Here is a 13998-nt window from a genome sequence, read left to right on the forward strand (position 1 = left end):
CGCAGCCAACACCGGGGAATGACCAACATCAACTGACGCAGTGGGGGTCACTTTTCATCCGTCGGATATGGGTCACGATTCACGCGCCGCCGACAGGGGCGAACGGGGCCGCGCTCGTCGCCCTCCCGCTGGCGCGATGAACGCGTTTCTTGATGAGGTAGGCAAGAAGTTCGCCGAAAGATGGATGTCTCTGCTGGCGCTTCCCGGCCTGCTCTATCTGGCGACTGCTGCGGTAGCCGTGACGCTCGGGCACCGAAATGCCTGGAACCTGGGGATGCTGAGCGGCCAGATCACCGAGTGGTCGACTTCGCGATCGCTCCGATCAGTGGGTGGCGCCGCGCTGATCGTGGTGGCAGTACTGCTGGGATCCATCGCCGCAGGGCTGCTCGCGGGCGCGCTGGGGCACCTGGTCGAGATGATGTGGACCATGCCGGGGCGTCGTAGGCCGGCCCGCTGGCTGGCAGCACGCCGCCGCACACGCTCCCGCGCCGCCAAGAGCAGAGCGGACGCGGCGGCAACCCAGGCGGAACTGTCGGAGGCGATCGCCGAGGCCAATCGCATCTGCCTGCTGGAAGCCGACCGCCCGACCTGGATCGGCGATCGGCTTCGCGTCACTCGCCTGCGTGTGGCCGCGTTCTACGGCTTGGACATCGACTCCACCTGGGCACTTCTCTGGTTGATCCTCTCCGAAGACGCTCGGAATGAGCTGTCAGCGGCGCGCGACGCCTTCGCGACCGCCGCCCGCATCACCGCCTGGGGCCTCCTCTACCTCGTCCTGGTGGCCTGGTGGTGGCCGGCATTGTTCATCGCGGCCGGCACGCTGATGACCGCTCACCTCAGAAGCCGCTCCGCAACTGCCAACTTGGCTGCACTTATCGAGGCCGTGGTCGACCTCCATGCCCAGGATCTGGCCAACCGCGTCCAACAAACCGGGCACACCTACACCGATCCCGAGGTAGGACAACAGATCACGAGGCTGGTTCAGAAAAGCCGTTGGGATCCGGGCTCCGCTCTCGCCGACTGAGGTCGGTGACTTCGCGGCGCGACTCTGTCTCGTACGAGCCCGACGGGAAAGCGGACTTCAGCCACCTGCTGACGGCCGCGCCGCGTAGGGATGCCGCCGACCTGGAGATTTTCGCACGGGTGTTCACCGGCACTTTCGCGGAGGATGGTCGGCACCGTGTTCAGCACCCAGCGCTGGCCGCTGCGGTGCGGGTTACGGGTGGCGGCGGCGGCGGACGGACTGGGGATACCGGTGTCGTCGAGGGGGCAGCCATCGGTGATGTCAAGGGTCGTTTGCGAGCTGTCTGCGGTGTCGTCGGCGAGCAGTCGGGTTCGGTCGGTGTCCAAGTCGGCAATCGCGGTGCTGTCTGAACCGATGCGGACAAGAAACCGCCTGGCGACGTCGCGGGCGCGCACCCAGGAGTCGGTGACCATGAGCGAGACCAGGGTGGTTGCTCCTGACGCGGCGAGAGCTGTCAACTCACTGTCGATCCCCCTCGGGCCTTGCGACTGCCGTACTGGCCCATAGGAGTGATTCACCGGAGCCGCAGGGTGAACGACGGCACTGTTTGTCCCGAGTCGACAGTCGGGCAGCTCTCGCGACCATACGTTGACTCGTGTGTTGCTGAGCTACGCCTTTGTGAACCTGAAGCCCGGGGTGGGAAAGACGACCAGCGCAGTCTGGTTGGCCCACGCACTTCACGAGTCGGGTATCCCACCGCTACTGGTCGACAGCGACCCCGCTTCCTCCGCGCTGCGCTGGAGCGAATTGGCAGGAGGCTTCCCGTTTCCTGTGGTCGCTCTTCCGGTGGGTGATGTGCACCGGCGCGTCAACGACTTCCTGGGCGACCGCCAGGCCGTCGTATTCGACGCTCCGCAGATGGAGGACCACGCGCACATCGCCCGCAGCATCATGAGGTACGCAAGCGAATGGATCGTGCCAGTGACGCCGGCTCCCATCGAGCTGGATCGCATGGCGCCCATCGGCGGGGAGATGGGCGACGTACAGTCCTTGCGCGTCCAGCCGGCCCACGCCGCCGTTCTGCTGAACCGAACGAATCGTGCCGAAGCAACGCGTACCGGTCCCGATGCCGACGCCCGCGAAGCTCTTACCGAGCGGGGATTCGACGTGTTGTCCACGCACATTCCGCGGCTCGACCTGTACGCCCAGTCATTCGGAAGTCCGGTGGAAGTCAAAGCCTCGGCGTACATGGACCTCGCGGGCGAACTCATCAAGCGACAGGACAAGGCATGAATCAGCGGAAGGACACCTACCGAGCCGCATTGCAGCGCGGACCGGACGCTGTCGTACCACGTCCCGTCAAAGTCACTCAGCTGCACACCCGATACATGCGGGTGACCATCGCACTCGACGTCGGCTTGCCGCGTGACCTCGTGCAATGGGCAGGGTCGACGGTGTCCGCGATGATGCGGGCCGGTGCCGCTGCCCTGCGACCCTGAGGAGCGCCCCGCAGGCCGAGTGACGCAGTCGTGCGTGAGCCAGCCTCCCTGCTGCACCGTCCACGGTCCGGTCGGATGCGCAGCAACCCCCGCAATGTGCCGTCGGCGCGCGCCGTGCTCGACGAAGACCGATGCGTACACGCGGCGCAGGTCGATCAGGTCGATGTGTACGACGTCGCAGGCGATGATGCCCTCGGCCTGCGCGGTCAGGAACTCGCGCCTTGTCGGTCCGCTGCGACGCGGGGCCGGGTCGATGCCGGAAGCCGTCAGGATCTCCCACACCGTCGTGGTGCCGATCGGATGCCCCGGACGAACGGGTTCGCCCTGGATCCGACGACAGCCCCAACGCGGATTCTCCCGGGCCGGCCGCACCGCCAACGCCCCTACCGCGCGCATGGTCGGTGGCCTGCCCGCACCGGGCCCGTGAGCTGCCTGTGCAGCACTGCGTTCTCATGCTGCAGCACCAGCAACTCGGCATCCTTCGCCGCGCCCCGGCGCACCAGCACCGCCGGGACCGACAGCAGCTTCCGGGCCACCCCGCACACCAGTGAGACGAACATCCGGCCAGGGTTCCAGGAGGCCATCGTGGCGCACCAGACCTACTCCGAGCAGCAGCGATGAGTTTCTGAACGGCACACGCACTAGTGCCAGTCGCTGATACGGACGTCATCGGGTGTCGGCCTGCCGTGTCCGGTCTCCACGAACTCCTTGAGGCTCATCAGGAAGGTCGCCCACTTCGTGCTGCAGTGGTGCATGAACTCGACCGGCTCGCGCCAGCCCTCGTGTTTGAACAGGACGATCGTGTACTCGTCGCGCCGGCTGAGGCTCCAGTCGATCTCGGTCCCGATCCACTCCGCGGGTCCGTCCGTGACGCGCCACCGCACCCGGCCGACGGGGTCGAGCTCCAGGATCTCCATGTCGAAGCCGCCGAGGTCGCCGAACCGGAACGCCAGTTGGCCGCCGACCTCGCTCTTGCCGGTGGTGTCGGTCGTCCACCAGCCGGCGATGCCTTCGGGGGTTGCGATGGCCCGATAGACGTCGTCCAGCGACGCGACGGCGCCGATTCGATGCAGGATGTCGACCATGGTCATTCTCCTTCGGTGTTGTTGCGGCTGCGTTCGATCGCCTCCGCGATGCGTTTGATCCGGCGGAGTCGGGCGTCCCAGGTGGCGCCGACCGAAGCCAGTTGCGCGGCCGCGCGGGCGAGCTGCGCCTCGTCGACGTGGTAGCGCCGCTCGCGACCGGCCGGCTCGGCGTGGACCAGCCCGACGCGGTCGAGGACGGCGAGGTGTTTCGACACGGCCTGCCGCGTGAGGGGGAGGCCCGCGCTGAGTGAGGTGGCGGTGCCGGGCCCGGACGCGAGGAGCAGGTCGATCAGGGTGCGCCGGGTCGGGTCGCCGATCGCCGACCACAGCTCGTCGTCGACCGGCGCGCTCATGGGGTCGACTCCAGCCGCGCGATGTACGCGCCCAGCTGGGGGATGTAGTGGTCCCAGGCGCTCGCGTGCTCGCGGTACTGCTCCTCGAGGACGGCGATCTCCCAGCCCATCTCGCGGAACCCGGTCTCTGTCATCCGCACCCGGGTCCCTCGCTCCGTCGGCTCCAGGTCGAAGGTGACCAGCAGCGAGTCCCCGCCGCGATCGGTTTCGGAATAGCACCACCGGAACGAGAACCGCGACGGCGGGTCGACCTCGACGACGGTGAGCGCGACGGTCATCGTCTCCCCGGTCGCCTCGTCACGCCAGAAGAGCTCACCGGGCGCCCCTTCGACGGGCTTGAACCGGGCGTCGTCCGGCCACCACTCTCGCATGTGCTCCGGTCGGCTGATGACCTCGAAGACCAGATCGGGTGATGCATCGACGTGGATGTCGCGCTCGATACTGCCGTACTCCATGCCAACCCTTTCGCAACCTTTGGTTGCATGTCAGCCTAGGTCGTCAGGCGCTTACGCGCAAGTATTGGTTGCGGATGGATGGGGGCCGGCGAGTCCGTTGCCCGCGATGAAGGCCGAGGCCACGACGTCGGCCCCCGGGTCTCGTGCACCGCCGCTTGCCCGGACATCCGAACAGCCCGATCGCCGGGGCAGCAGGGTTTCCGGGAAGACGTCCGCCATCGCCCGCCGCCTGTCCGGGTGTCGGTTGTGCCGGTGACGTCGTCGCGCCGACGGTTGCCGGCCTTTGCGCCCTTTTCCGTGACGGCCTGCAGCGCCGCGGACCCGGCCCCGTCTTCGAGTGGCACACGGACGGCTTAGAGTGGGCGTCATGAGCCGTTGGCAGGAGTTGACCGGAGGGACATCCGGACAGGACTATGCTGCGCGGTTCGCGGCTCTGGCCCGTGGCGGGAAGGATGTGCACGGTGAGGCGCGGTTCTGCGCAGCGCTCATGCCGGCCGGAGCGCGGGTGCTCGACGCCGGGTGCGGTACCGGACGGGTCATGATCCGGCTTGCGGAGCTCGGGTACGACTGTGTCGGGGTGGATCTTGATGCGTCGATGCTGGCAGTGGCGCAGAAGCGGGCGCCGGAACTGCCCTGGTTCCAGGTCGATCTGGCTGAGTTCGAGTCGGATCTGCTCGGCATCGCGGCGGACTTCGATCTCGTGGTCGCCGCAGGCAACGTTTTCCCGTTGCTCGCGGCCGGCACCGAGGCCACGGTGGTCGAGCGCCTGGCCGCAGTCCTGCGCCCGGGTGGTCTGATGGTCGCCGGCTTCGGCCTGGACGAAGCCCATCTGCCGGTGCCGCCAGGCATCACGCTGGCGGAGTATGACGAATGTTGCGCCGCGGTCGGCCTCAGCCTCGTGGACCGCTTCGCCACCTGGGACGCCGTCCCTTACGACGGCGGCGGCTATGCCGTCAGCGTCCACCGTCGGTGAGGCCTTGCCCGACATCTTGATCACCGTGCCGGCCAGGCGGCCAGGGGCTTCTCCGAGCAGTTGGCGAGCAGTTCGCGTGGGTAGTGGTTCTCACGAGGAGACGCTGGGAGGAGCACACCGCGGACCTTGCACCACGAGGTGTCCTTGCCCGATCACGACCGTATCGGCAGTGGTCAACTCGCCCCTCGGACACAGATGACAGAGTTGCCCCACGGTGCCCTGTTTCGGGGCAGGGGACATTGGCACCCGCTTGCGGCTCCAGGCCGTGGCGGGTGTTCGTCGTTGCGGCGCCCGCGGCCTGGCTTTCCCCCTTCGTCAGCGGTTCGGTGGGCTTCGGTCAGCTGATGGCGGTCCTCTCTGCCTGGGCCGGTGTCGTCGCGGCCACGTGCCGCAGCGGCCGCTCAGAGGTGGCCGTCCAGGAACTTCCGTACCTCGGCGATGGTCATGGGCCCCGTGCCGTGCGCCACCGCCTCTCCGTCCTTCAGCAGGACGTAGGACGGGGCTCCGGTGATCCCGTATCGCTCGGTTGCGGCCGGACAACGCGTGATGTCGGCGCGGACGGCCGTCAGGCGGCCCGTGTACTCGTCGGCGATGCCATCCACGACGAGGTCCATCACCCGGCAGGGCTCGATTGCCTTGGGCCACGTCCCGGTGAAGTATGCGAAGACCGGAAGTCCGCTCATCCTGAGGATGAAATTGAACTCCGCGTCCTCACGCGGTCGGTGAACCCGCTTCGTCATGGAAGCTCCTGACCTCACGTTCCGTCATTCCATCCCCATCATCCCTCGCGCGGTGTGCCAGGCCGGCCCGGCCCCTCGCCCCTGGTGACCCGGCGTGGCCGCCCCGCCGGTCGCCCAGCTGCAGCCCGCCGCGCGCCCGTGGCTCAGCTCGTGCCAGGACAGCGCCCTCCACGGCGACATGAAAGCCGTCTTCCAGGGCGCAGCGGCCCAGATCACCGACCAGATGCTCGATGAGCGCGTCAGCCGGCCCCAAGACCGACCGCCAGCGTCAGTTCAAGGACCCGGTGTGGCGATGCGAGATCCGGAAACAGCTCCCGCAGCTGCGACATCCGGTACCGGACCGTCTGGGGATGGACGAACAACGCCGCCGCCACCTCGTCCCGCCTGCCCTGGTGCAGCAGCCACTCCCGCAAGGTCTCCTCCAGCCGCCGTGCGGTCGCGACAGGCAAGGTCCGCAACGGTGCGAGGGCTCGGGCCCGCAGGTCTGCGAACGCGTCCATGTCGGCGCTCAGCACCAGCTCGGGCAGGTGGTCCTCGGTGTCGCGAATATCAGAGGAGAGGGAGCGCGCGCGTACGGCTCGTGCGTACGAGGCGGACGCACGAGTCCATGGCCGGGCCGGGCCGACCACGGCGGTGCGGTCGGTCAGCTGCCGCAAGAGATGTGACCGGTCGGCATCGGGGACGAGCAGCACACCGGTGGCGTCCGGCAGATCGTCGAGGACGAGGGTGCTCGGGTCGAACGCGCGGTAGGCGGGCCGGGCCTGGGCGGCGGGCAGCAGGACCGCGGTCAGCGAAACCGGAGGCTGCCACCCGGCCCGTTGAGCAGAGACCAACAGCACGTCCGGGCTCGCGCCGGCGAGGAGGTCGCCGGCCAGCTGCTCCAGGTGACGCTCGTGATCCCTGCCCCGGGCGGCCAGTTCGTCGGCGTGGCCCGCGGCGCTCGCGGCGGAGAGCTCGTCGATGTAGGCGAAGGTCAGCTCGGCGAACTTGGCGACCTCGGCGGCGGGCAGACCTGCGGGTACGGCACCCGCTGCCAGGCATCGCCAGGCCACGCGGGCACCGACGCGGTAGGCGCTGAGCAGGGCGTCCATCGAACGGCCGTCGCGCACCTCGCCGCGGCCGAGCTCGTAGGCCGCGTCACCGCCGTCGCCGCCGGTGGCGTTCCCGCTCGCGAGGTCCAGGTAGTGCCCCAGGGCGGTGCGGACGGCTCGGCGGATGGTGGCGCCCATGTGGCCCGTAAGGGCGTTGGCATAGGGAGGGACCTCGTCGATGATCGCCTGGACGACCTCGTCGGCGGTGGTCTTCAGCCCAGCCCGAAGGACGGTGACCGTCGTCTCATCCAGGGCCAGTTCGCTGGCCCTCCGGATCACATGGTTCACTTTTTATTCCCTGCGAACAATTCTGCCGTCCAGATTTACGTCCTGCGGTTAGGACCTTACGCCCTGAGGCACAGCAAGCTGGAGCCATGACGAGTACAGCCCTCCGCAGCAGGGCGTGGAAACTGCTGGAGATGGTCACGACGCCGCTGCTGCCGTCGGACTACCTCGACCTGGTCAGCCCGCTGCGCGCGGGCGCTGACCTGCGAGGGCGCATCGAGGCCGTGCACCCCGAGACGGGTGACGCCGCGACCATCGTGATCAGGCCGGGACGGGGCTGGCGCGGCCACACGGCCGGTCAGTACGTGCGGATCGGGGTCGACGTCGACGGGGTGCGCCTGTGGCGTGCGTACTCGCTCACTTCTCCGGCAAAGCGCCAGGACGGCCGCGTCACCATCACCGTGAAGGCGATCCCGGACGGCAAGGTCAGCAACCACCTGGTCCGCAGGGCGAGACCGGGCACGCTGATCCAGCTCGACCAGGCGACCGGTGACTTCGTGCTGCCGCAGGCCAGGCCGGCCAAGGTGCTCTACCTGACGGCCGGCAGCGGCATCACGCCCGTGATGGGCATGCTGCGCGACACCGAGTTCGACGACGTCGTCATGGTCCACTGCGCGCCACAGCCGCGAGACGTGATCTTCCGCAAGGAACTGCACGACCTGGTAGCGGACAAGAAGCTGCGGCTCACCGAGGTGCACACCGACACGGACGGCATGCTCGACATCGCCCGTCTCGACGAACTCGTGCCCGACTGGGCCGAGCGCGAGACCTGGGCCTGCGGGCCCGCGGGCCTGCTCGACGCCGCCGAGGAGCACTGGACCGAGCACGGCGTACAAGAGCGCCTGCACACCGAACGCTTCCGCCCCGGCATTGTTGTCACCGGCGACGGCGGCGAGGTCACGTTCAGCGCCACCGGCAAGACCGTCGACGCGGACGGCGCCACGCCGTTGCTGGACATCGGCGAGGAGGCCGGCGTGCTCATGCCCTCCGGGTGCCGCATGGGCATCTGCTTCGGCTGCGTCACACCGCTCAAGGCGGGCGCCGTCCGCGACCTGCGCACCGGCGAGATCACCGAGGCCGAGCCGGGCGTCCTCATCCAGACCTGCGTGTCCGCCGCCGCGGGCCCCTGCGACATCGAACGGTAGGAGCACCTTGACCGCCATCGACCCCACCGCCCACCTGACCGCGGACCAGATCGAGGAGCTCGGCCGCGAGCTGGACGCGATCCGCGACGAGGTGATCGCCGACCGCGGCGAGAAGGACGCCGCCTACATCCGCAAGGTCGTCTCGGCGCAGCGCAAGCTCGAACTGGCCAGCAGGGGCGTGCTGTTGTTCTCGTTCTTCCCGCCCGCGTGGCTGCTCGGCACCGCCGGACTGTCCGTGGCGAAGATCATGGACAACATGGAGATCGGGCACAACATCCTGCACGGCCAGTGGGACTGGATGCGCGACCCGAAGATCCACTCCACCACCTGGGAGTGGGACCACGTCTCGCCGGCCGACCAGTGGAAGCACTCGCACAACGAGCTGCACCACACGTACACCAACGTGATCGGCAAGGACAACGACCTCGGCTACGGCATCATGCGCGTCGACGAGGACCAGAAGTGGCACCCGTTCCACCTCGGCCAGCCGCTGTGGAACTTCCTCAACGCCTGCTTCTTCGAGTACGGCATCGCAGCGTACGACCTGGAGCTCGGCAAGAACCTGCGCAAGCGCCGCCGCAACAACCCGGAGTTCCGCGCGCGGGCCAGGGCCGTGGGCCGCAAGATCCGCAAGCAGGTGCTCAAGGACTACGTGATCCACCCGCTGCTGTCGGGCCCGTCGTTCCTCACCACGCTCGCCGCCACGTTCACCGCGAACCTGGTCCGCAACATCTGGTCCCACTCGGTGATCATGTGCGGGCACTTCCCCGAGGGCGTGCAGGTCTTCGAGCGCCGGTCGATCAAGGGCGAGACGCGCGGCCAGTGGTACCTGCGCCAGATGATGGGCTCGGCGAACATCAGCGGCAGCAGGGCCATGCACTTCATGACCGGCAACCTGTCGCACCAGATCGAGCACCACCTGTTCCCGGACCTGCCGAGCAACCGGTACGCCGAGGTCGCGGTGAAGGTGCGCGCGCTGTTCGAGAAGTACGAGCTGGAGTACGTCACCGGGCCGCTGCCCAAGCAGGTGTTCTCCGCATGGCGCAAGGTCTTCCGGCTCTCGCTGCCCAACAGGAAGCCCAAGGTCAAGACGCCGGACCGCGAGCAGGAGCTCGTCGCGGCCTGATTCCCGGTACTGGTTCAGATCCTTCGGCCGTACCGGCGGCACCGCCGGGTTCGGTGAGATCCGTTGCGGACGGTGGGCGACCGCGACATCGGACCGTACGACACGGGATTCTGATGGCGCTGAACGGAAAATCGAGGCTCAGGCGGGCAGGCGGCAGCAGCCGGGCGGCGAAGCCGCTCGGCTGAGTTCTTGGTGTGCTGTCACGCGGTGGCCGGGGCGAGGGTGTCGGTGTCGAGGGCTTGTTCCGCTCACGGAACCAGCGCAGCACGAGGACCGGCTGCCGGGACGTGCCCGGTGCGCGCGGGCCCCGCGGGGTGCCCAGGCGACGGCGATGCGCGGCAAGCAGCCGGGAGAGGTGCACCACGCTGTGGCGCGGGACATCGAGCGTGGCAGCATGGGTGACCAACCCGAAGCCTCTGGTGCAGCGGACGATCTTGCGGTGATGGCCGTCCTGCCAGGGGCTTCACGTCTCTCGACGATCGGGGCCACCTGCCCCACCCGTTCCGGATCAAGCGGTTCACAGGGGGAGCCCGCAGCATGACCGGCACCACGGAGGCCCTTGGCGGGTCGGCTGCAGTCGACGATGCAGCACGAAGTGTCACGCGCCCCTTCTACGTCTACGCCGTGCTCGCCAACTCGCTGTTCCAGCGCGGCGTATTCGTCCTCTTCCTGTATCAGCGCGGCTTCTCCGCCGGGCAGGTGGCCCTCCTGCAGACACTGCTCTACCTGGTCAGCGGACTTGCGGAGTTGCCGACGGGAGTCATCGCCGACCGAATCGGCAGGCGTGCGAGCATCGTGATCGGCCAGATGCTGATAGCTGCATGTCTGCTCGGTCAGGTGGCTTTCGCCAACTACTGGGTGTTCCTGGCGCTGTTCATCGGGCAGGGCGTGGGCATGGCATGTGCGTCCGGTTCGGACACCGCCCTGCTGTACGACCTGCTCGTGCGTCGTGGTGCAACGGCCGGCTACGTCAGGATCAAGTCCCGGTTCACCATGTTCGGGACGGTCACCTCGGGAGTCGCCATCGTCCTCGGCGGCCAACTGCAGCGGATTTCCTGGGGATTCGTCTACGTCGGTTCGGCGGCGTGCCTGGTCCTGGCCGTGGTGGTGCTGATGTCAGGGGTGCCCGAGATCCGCGGCGCGGACGCGGTGGACGAGCAGGACGGAGCCAAGGAGGAGCACGGCGATGTCACGGCATGGCGGGCGATGCTTCGGGTCGCCACGCCGGCGCTCGTGACGCTTGTCGTGGTGTCCGGACTGATGCACGCGACTTTGACGCCGTACATCATTTTCACGCAGAAGACCCTCTCCGATCAGGGAGCGGGCACCGCATTGGTCAGCGTGGTCATAGCGGCGGGATTCTTCGTCGGCGGGCTCACTCCCTTGCTGTCGGACGGCGCGGACCGGCGCATCGGGTACCGGGTCATGGTCCCGGTGTCCCTCCTGACGCTCGCCGCGGCACTCGGCCTGAGCGGCCTCGGCCTTGTCCGGGTCACCGTCGCCGCGTTCCTGGCCCTGGTCGGGATTCCCGAGATCACCGCCGTGCTCGTGGACAACGTGTTCAACGAGGCCGTGCCGTCGCGCCACCGGGCGAGCCTGCTGTCGATGATCGCATTCGTGGAGTCGGTGCTCATCGGCATCGGCTATCTCGTCCTCGGCGCGCTCATGGACGGGTTGGGCTCCAGTGCGGGCATGGCCACCTACGCCGCGGTCCCGCTGCTGGCATGTCTCCTCTGGCTCCCCGTCCTCTTCCGAGCGGCACGGGTGACCACCGAGATCGAGAAGCCCGCCGACCGAAGGGCGTGCTGAAACAGACCGTCTCGCGCCCGGTGGGCCCTGCTGGACATCGGTCAGGCCGGAGCGAGGTGGCCGTCGTGGAGTCGGGTGCCCGCCTGCTTGACGCGGCGCAGGACGGGAACGACGTCGACCTGGCGCACGGCGTCGAGGGCGCCGACCTTGGTGGTGACGTAGGAGTAGAGGTCGTCCATGGTGCGGCAGGTGACGGTCACCAGGAGGTCGGCGGATCCGGTGACCGCCGCGGCGAAGGTGGTCTCCGGGTAGGCGGAGAGGACTTCGCCGGTGGCGTTCAGGCGGCCGGGGGCGACGGTGAGCCACAGGTAGGCGGGGCTGTGGAAGCCGAAGCGCGGGTAGGCCAGGTCCACGGCGATGCGCAGGGCCCCCGCCGCGAGGAGTTCCTCCAGGCGCGCGGAGACCCGGGACTTGGACCAGCCGCAGGCGCGGGCGAGTTCGACCACTCCGGCGCGGCCGTCGAGAGCGAGTTCGGCCAGCAGCGGCTCGTCCTGCTCGTGCGGTACTCCCGCGCTCCGGGCGTCCTGGACCGCTCCGCCGATGGTGGCGCGCTGCTGCTGGCCGGAGGTGTGGAGCAGGGCCAGCTGGTCGTCGGTGAGCGGATCGTCGAAGGCGAGCCATTTGGAGCCGCTGCCCAGGTACATGTGCATGACCGCACAGGCGTCGAAGCCCAGGACCTTCGCGGTGCGTGGCAGGCGGTGCAGAACCGATCCCTGCTGGTGGCGTGGGCCGGTGTGGGTCTGGCACACGATCTCGGAGCCGCCGGAGGTGACGCTGACGTAGGCGGTGTCGTCGCGGGCGGCCAGAGCATCCGCCAGGGCGTCGGTGGCGTCGGGCCGGCACCGGACCCGGACGAACCAGGTCTGATCGCCGAGCAGAGTGTGGCTGGGCAGGCCGCGCACGCGGACAGTTCCGTCGGCGACCAGGGCGCGATAGCGGCGGGCCACGGTCTGCTCGGAGACCTCGGCCACCTCGGCGATCCGGCGGAAGGACGCCCGCCGGGCACACCGCCCTCGGAGCGCGGTGTCAGGGTCGGCCTGGTGCAGGCGCGGGCGGACGGTGCCGAACTCACCGAGCCGGCTCGCCTGGTCGAAAGCGGTCTGCTGAACCTGCGAGTCGCCAGGACGTTCCCGTTCGAGCGGGTCGCGGAGGCACACACCCTGCTGGCGAAGGGCGGGGTCCGCGGCGGTGTCGTGCTCGTCACCGATCACGAGGAAGCAGACCGGTGAACACGGCGAGCTGAACACGCCGCGCTGAACGAGTCCTGCGCGAGGCGTGTCACGTGCTCGGCGCGTCGTCAGGACGCCCTGCGCTGCCGCCTGATGGGCTCACCCACCCGGTGCAGGTGTGTGAGGGCCTCGCGGTAGGACCGCAGCAGCCCGGTCTCGTGGTACGGCACACCGATCTCCGCGCAGTACTCCCGCACGATCACCTGGGCGCGTCGCAGATGGGGTGTGGGCATGCTCGGGAACAGGTGGTGTTCGATCTGGTAGTTGAGCCCGCCGAGCATCAGGTCCGTGAACCAACCGCCCCGCACGTTGCGGGAGGTGAGCACCTGACGCCGCAGGAAGTCCGGCCGCTCGTCACCGGTGAAGGTGGGCATGCCCTTGTGGTTGGGGGCGAACGTACAGCCGAGATAGACACCGAAGAGACACTGATGCACCGCGAGGAACGCCACCGCCTTGCCGGGAGAGAGCACCAGGAACAGTGCGGACAGATAGGCCGCCAGGTGCAGGAGGAGCAGCGTGCCCTCCAGCTCCCGGTTCTTCATCGACGGCGAGCGCAGCGCACGCAGGCTCGACACATGCAGGTTGAAACCCTCCAGCGTCAGCAGCGGGAAGAACAGGAAAGCCTGGTGGCCGCCGATGACCCGGGCCAGGCCGCTGCTGTCGCGCGCCTGGTCGGTGGACCACACCAGGAGGTCCGGGGCGACGTCGGGGTCGAGCTCCTCGTGGTTGGGGTTGGCGTGGTGACGGGTGTGCTTGTTCATCCACCACCCGTAGCTCATGCCGATGCCGAGGTTGCCGAAGAGACGGCCCCATGTCTCGCTCGGCCGGCGCCGGCGGAAGACCTGCCGGTGCGCCAGATCGTGTGCCACGAGCGCCACTTGGCCGAAGACGAAGGCCATGGCGGCGGCGACGGCCAGCTGCCACCAGGTGTCACCGAGCGCGAAGAAGGCCGCCCCGCCACCCAGCAGGGCCGCGATCACCAGGACGAGCCGCACGGTGTAGTAGCCCGGGCGCCGGTCCAGCAGGCCTGCCGCGCCGACGCGTCGGGAGAGTCCGGCGAAATCGCTGCCGGGGCCGGAGAGCTGGGCGGGGGCGGAGGACCGTGCGGGGGCGGTGGGCTGTGCGGGGGTGGCGGACTGTGCGGGGGCGGCGGGCGTTGCGGCCGCGACCGGGTCGTCGATGGAGAAGGTCATGCCGCCGAGTCTGGGCATGGCGGCACGGGGTCGACAGCTGGCCAGCCACCG

The 13998-nt window shown here is 68.8% G+C and carries 16 protein-coding genes; 7 read left to right on the forward strand and 9 right to left on the reverse strand.

All coding sequences use genetic code 11. The annotated features are described in order from the left end of the window. Positions 1–136 precede the first annotated feature (136 nt). Complete coding sequence (locus ACFWPQ_RS47760; protein ID WP_384050328.1) at positions 137–1024, forward strand: hypothetical protein; 888 nt, start codon at positions 137–139, stop codon at positions 1022–1024. Here the strand turns inward: ACFWPQ_RS47760 and ACFWPQ_RS47765 are convergent. Beyond that, positions 982–1437, reverse strand: coding sequence for a hypothetical protein (locus ACFWPQ_RS47765; protein ID WP_384050331.1), 456 nt, complete (start codon positions 1435–1437; stop codon positions 982–984). The two genes, ACFWPQ_RS47760 and ACFWPQ_RS47765, sit on opposite strands and share 43 nt — an antisense overlap. A gap of 184 nt (positions 1438–1621) precedes the next feature. Here ACFWPQ_RS47765 and ACFWPQ_RS47770 point away from each other — a divergent pair, with 184 nt between their 5' ends. Beyond that, the gene (locus ACFWPQ_RS47770) at positions 1622–2257 is read left to right on the forward strand and encodes an AAA family ATPase (RefSeq protein ID WP_384050334.1); all 636 of its coding nucleotides are present in this window, start codon (positions 1622–1624) and stop codon (positions 2255–2257) included. Positions 2258–2846: 589 nt separating this feature from the next. On the opposite strand, the gene ACFWPQ_RS47775 is transcribed toward ACFWPQ_RS47770, so the two are convergent. From ACFWPQ_RS47775 to ACFWPQ_RS47790, 4 genes are all read right to left on the reverse strand, one after another. After that, positions 2847–3023: an integrase gene (locus ACFWPQ_RS47775; protein WP_384050336.1), complete on the reverse strand. Its 177-nt coding sequence runs from the start codon at positions 3021–3023 to the stop codon at positions 2847–2849. An 81-nt stretch (positions 3024–3104) separates the two neighbouring features. Then, a complete protein-coding gene (locus tag ACFWPQ_RS47780; RefSeq protein WP_384050339.1) occupies positions 3105–3548 on the reverse strand; it encodes an SRPBCC domain-containing protein in 444 nt (147 codons plus the stop codon). A gap of 2 nt (positions 3549–3550) precedes the next feature. Further along, on the reverse strand, positions 3551–3901 hold the full coding sequence (locus ACFWPQ_RS47785) for an ArsR/SmtB family transcription factor (protein WP_384050342.1): 351 nt from the start codon (positions 3899–3901) through the stop codon (positions 3551–3553). Beyond that, positions 3898–4356 carry an SRPBCC domain-containing protein gene (locus tag ACFWPQ_RS47790; RefSeq protein ID WP_384050345.1) on the reverse strand — a complete coding sequence of 153 codons (459 nt, stop codon included), beginning with the start codon at positions 4354–4356 and terminating at the stop codon, positions 3898–3900. The genes ACFWPQ_RS47785 and ACFWPQ_RS47790 overlap by 4 nt, the downstream gene beginning before the upstream one ends. Before the next feature lie 367 nt (positions 4357–4723). On the opposite strand from ACFWPQ_RS47790, the gene ACFWPQ_RS47795 reads away from it, so the two are divergent. Further along, entirely contained in the window at positions 4724–5329 is a 606-nt protein-coding gene (locus tag ACFWPQ_RS47795) for a class I SAM-dependent methyltransferase (protein ID WP_384050348.1), read from the forward strand. 401 nt (positions 5330–5730) lie between these two features. Here the strand turns inward: ACFWPQ_RS47795 and ACFWPQ_RS47800 are convergent, their stop codons facing one another. Further along, a complete protein-coding gene (locus ACFWPQ_RS47800) occupies positions 5731–6069 on the reverse strand; it encodes a thioredoxin family protein (protein ID WP_384050351.1) in 339 nt (112 codons plus the stop codon). 239 nt (positions 6070–6308) lie between these two features. Then, on the reverse strand, positions 6309–7448 hold the full coding sequence (locus ACFWPQ_RS47805) for a PucR family transcriptional regulator (RefSeq protein WP_384050353.1): 1140 nt from the start codon (positions 7446–7448) through the stop codon (positions 6309–6311). An 86-nt stretch (positions 7449–7534) separates the two neighbouring features. Here ACFWPQ_RS47805 and ACFWPQ_RS47810 point away from each other — a divergent pair, with 86 nt between their 5' ends. The 3 genes from ACFWPQ_RS47810 (at position 7535) to ACFWPQ_RS47820 (ending at position 11525) form a co-directional block, all read left to right on the forward strand. Further along, complete coding sequence (locus ACFWPQ_RS47810) at positions 7535–8590, forward strand: ferredoxin reductase (protein WP_384050356.1); 1056 nt, start codon at positions 7535–7537, stop codon at positions 8588–8590. A gap of 7 nt (positions 8591–8597) precedes the next feature. Next, entirely contained in the window at positions 8598–9716 is a 1119-nt protein-coding gene (locus tag ACFWPQ_RS47815; protein WP_384050358.1) for a fatty acid desaturase family protein, read from the forward strand. 537 nt (positions 9717–10253) lie between these two features. Continuing rightward, complete coding sequence (locus tag ACFWPQ_RS47820) at positions 10254–11525, forward strand: MFS transporter (protein ID WP_384050360.1); 1272 nt, start codon at positions 10254–10256, stop codon at positions 11523–11525. A 41-nt stretch (positions 11526–11566) separates the two neighbouring features. Here ACFWPQ_RS47820 and ACFWPQ_RS47825 read toward each other — a convergent pair whose 3' ends face one another. Continuing rightward, positions 11567–12175: an Lrp/AsnC family transcriptional regulator gene (locus tag ACFWPQ_RS47825; protein ID WP_384050411.1), complete on the reverse strand. Its 609-nt coding sequence runs from the start codon at positions 12173–12175 to the stop codon at positions 11567–11569. A gap of 390 nt (positions 12176–12565) precedes the next feature. Here ACFWPQ_RS47825 and ACFWPQ_RS47830 point away from each other — a divergent pair, with 390 nt between their 5' ends. Further along, positions 12566–12754 (forward strand): zinc-binding dehydrogenase, encoded by a 189-nt coding sequence (locus ACFWPQ_RS47830; RefSeq protein WP_384050362.1) that lies wholly within the window; start codon positions 12566–12568, stop codon positions 12752–12754. 68 nt (positions 12755–12822) lie between these two features. Here ACFWPQ_RS47830 and ACFWPQ_RS47835 read toward each other — a convergent pair whose 3' ends face one another. After that, complete coding sequence (locus ACFWPQ_RS47835) at positions 12823–13947, reverse strand: fatty acid desaturase family protein (RefSeq protein WP_384050365.1); 1125 nt, start codon at positions 13945–13947, stop codon at positions 12823–12825. Positions 13948–13998 lie beyond the last annotated feature (51 nt).

The sequence above is a fragment of the Streptomyces sp. NPDC058464 genome, assembly GCF_042721035.1.
Classification (GTDB): domain Bacteria; phylum Actinomycetota; class Actinomycetes; order Streptomycetales; family Streptomycetaceae; genus Streptomyces.

Coding starts and splice junctions, on each gene's coding strand:
- ACFWPQ_RS47760 (WP_384050328.1), top strand. CDS start 137: ATGAACGCGTTTCTTGATGAGGTAGGCAAGAAGTTCGCCGAAAGATGG.
- ACFWPQ_RS47765 (WP_384050331.1), bottom strand. CDS start 1,437: ATGGTCACCGACTCCTGGGTGCGCGCCCGCGACGTCGCCAGGCGGTTT.
- ACFWPQ_RS47775 (WP_384050336.1), bottom strand. CDS start 3,023: ATGTTCGTCTCACTGGTGTGCGGGGTGGCCCGGAAGCTGCTGTCGGTC.
- ACFWPQ_RS47780 (WP_384050339.1), bottom strand. CDS start 3,548: ATGGTCGACATCCTGCATCGAATCGGCGCCGTCGCGTCGCTGGACGAC.
- ACFWPQ_RS47785 (WP_384050342.1), bottom strand. CDS start 3,901: ATGAGCGCGCCGGTCGACGACGAGCTGTGGTCGGCGATCGGCGACCCG.
- ACFWPQ_RS47790 (WP_384050345.1), bottom strand. CDS start 4,356: ATGGAGTACGGCAGTATCGAGCGCGACATCCACGTCGATGCATCACCC.
- ACFWPQ_RS47795 (WP_384050348.1), top strand. CDS start 4,724: ATGAGCCGTTGGCAGGAGTTGACCGGAGGGACATCCGGACAGGACTAT.
- ACFWPQ_RS47800 (WP_384050351.1), bottom strand. CDS start 6,069: ATGACGAAGCGGGTTCACCGACCGCGTGAGGACGCGGAGTTCAATTTC.
- ACFWPQ_RS47810 (WP_384050356.1), top strand. CDS start 7,535: ATGACGAGTACAGCCCTCCGCAGCAGGGCGTGGAAACTGCTGGAGATG.
- ACFWPQ_RS47820 (WP_384050360.1), top strand. CDS start 10,254: ATGACCGGCACCACGGAGGCCCTTGGCGGGTCGGCTGCAGTCGACGAT.
- ACFWPQ_RS47825 (WP_384050411.1), bottom strand. CDS start 12,175: ATGCACATGTACCTGGGCAGCGGCTCCAAATGGCTCGCCTTCGACGAT.
- ACFWPQ_RS47835 (WP_384050365.1), bottom strand. CDS start 13,947: ATGACCTTCTCCATCGACGACCCGGTCGCGGCCGCAACGCCCGCCGCC.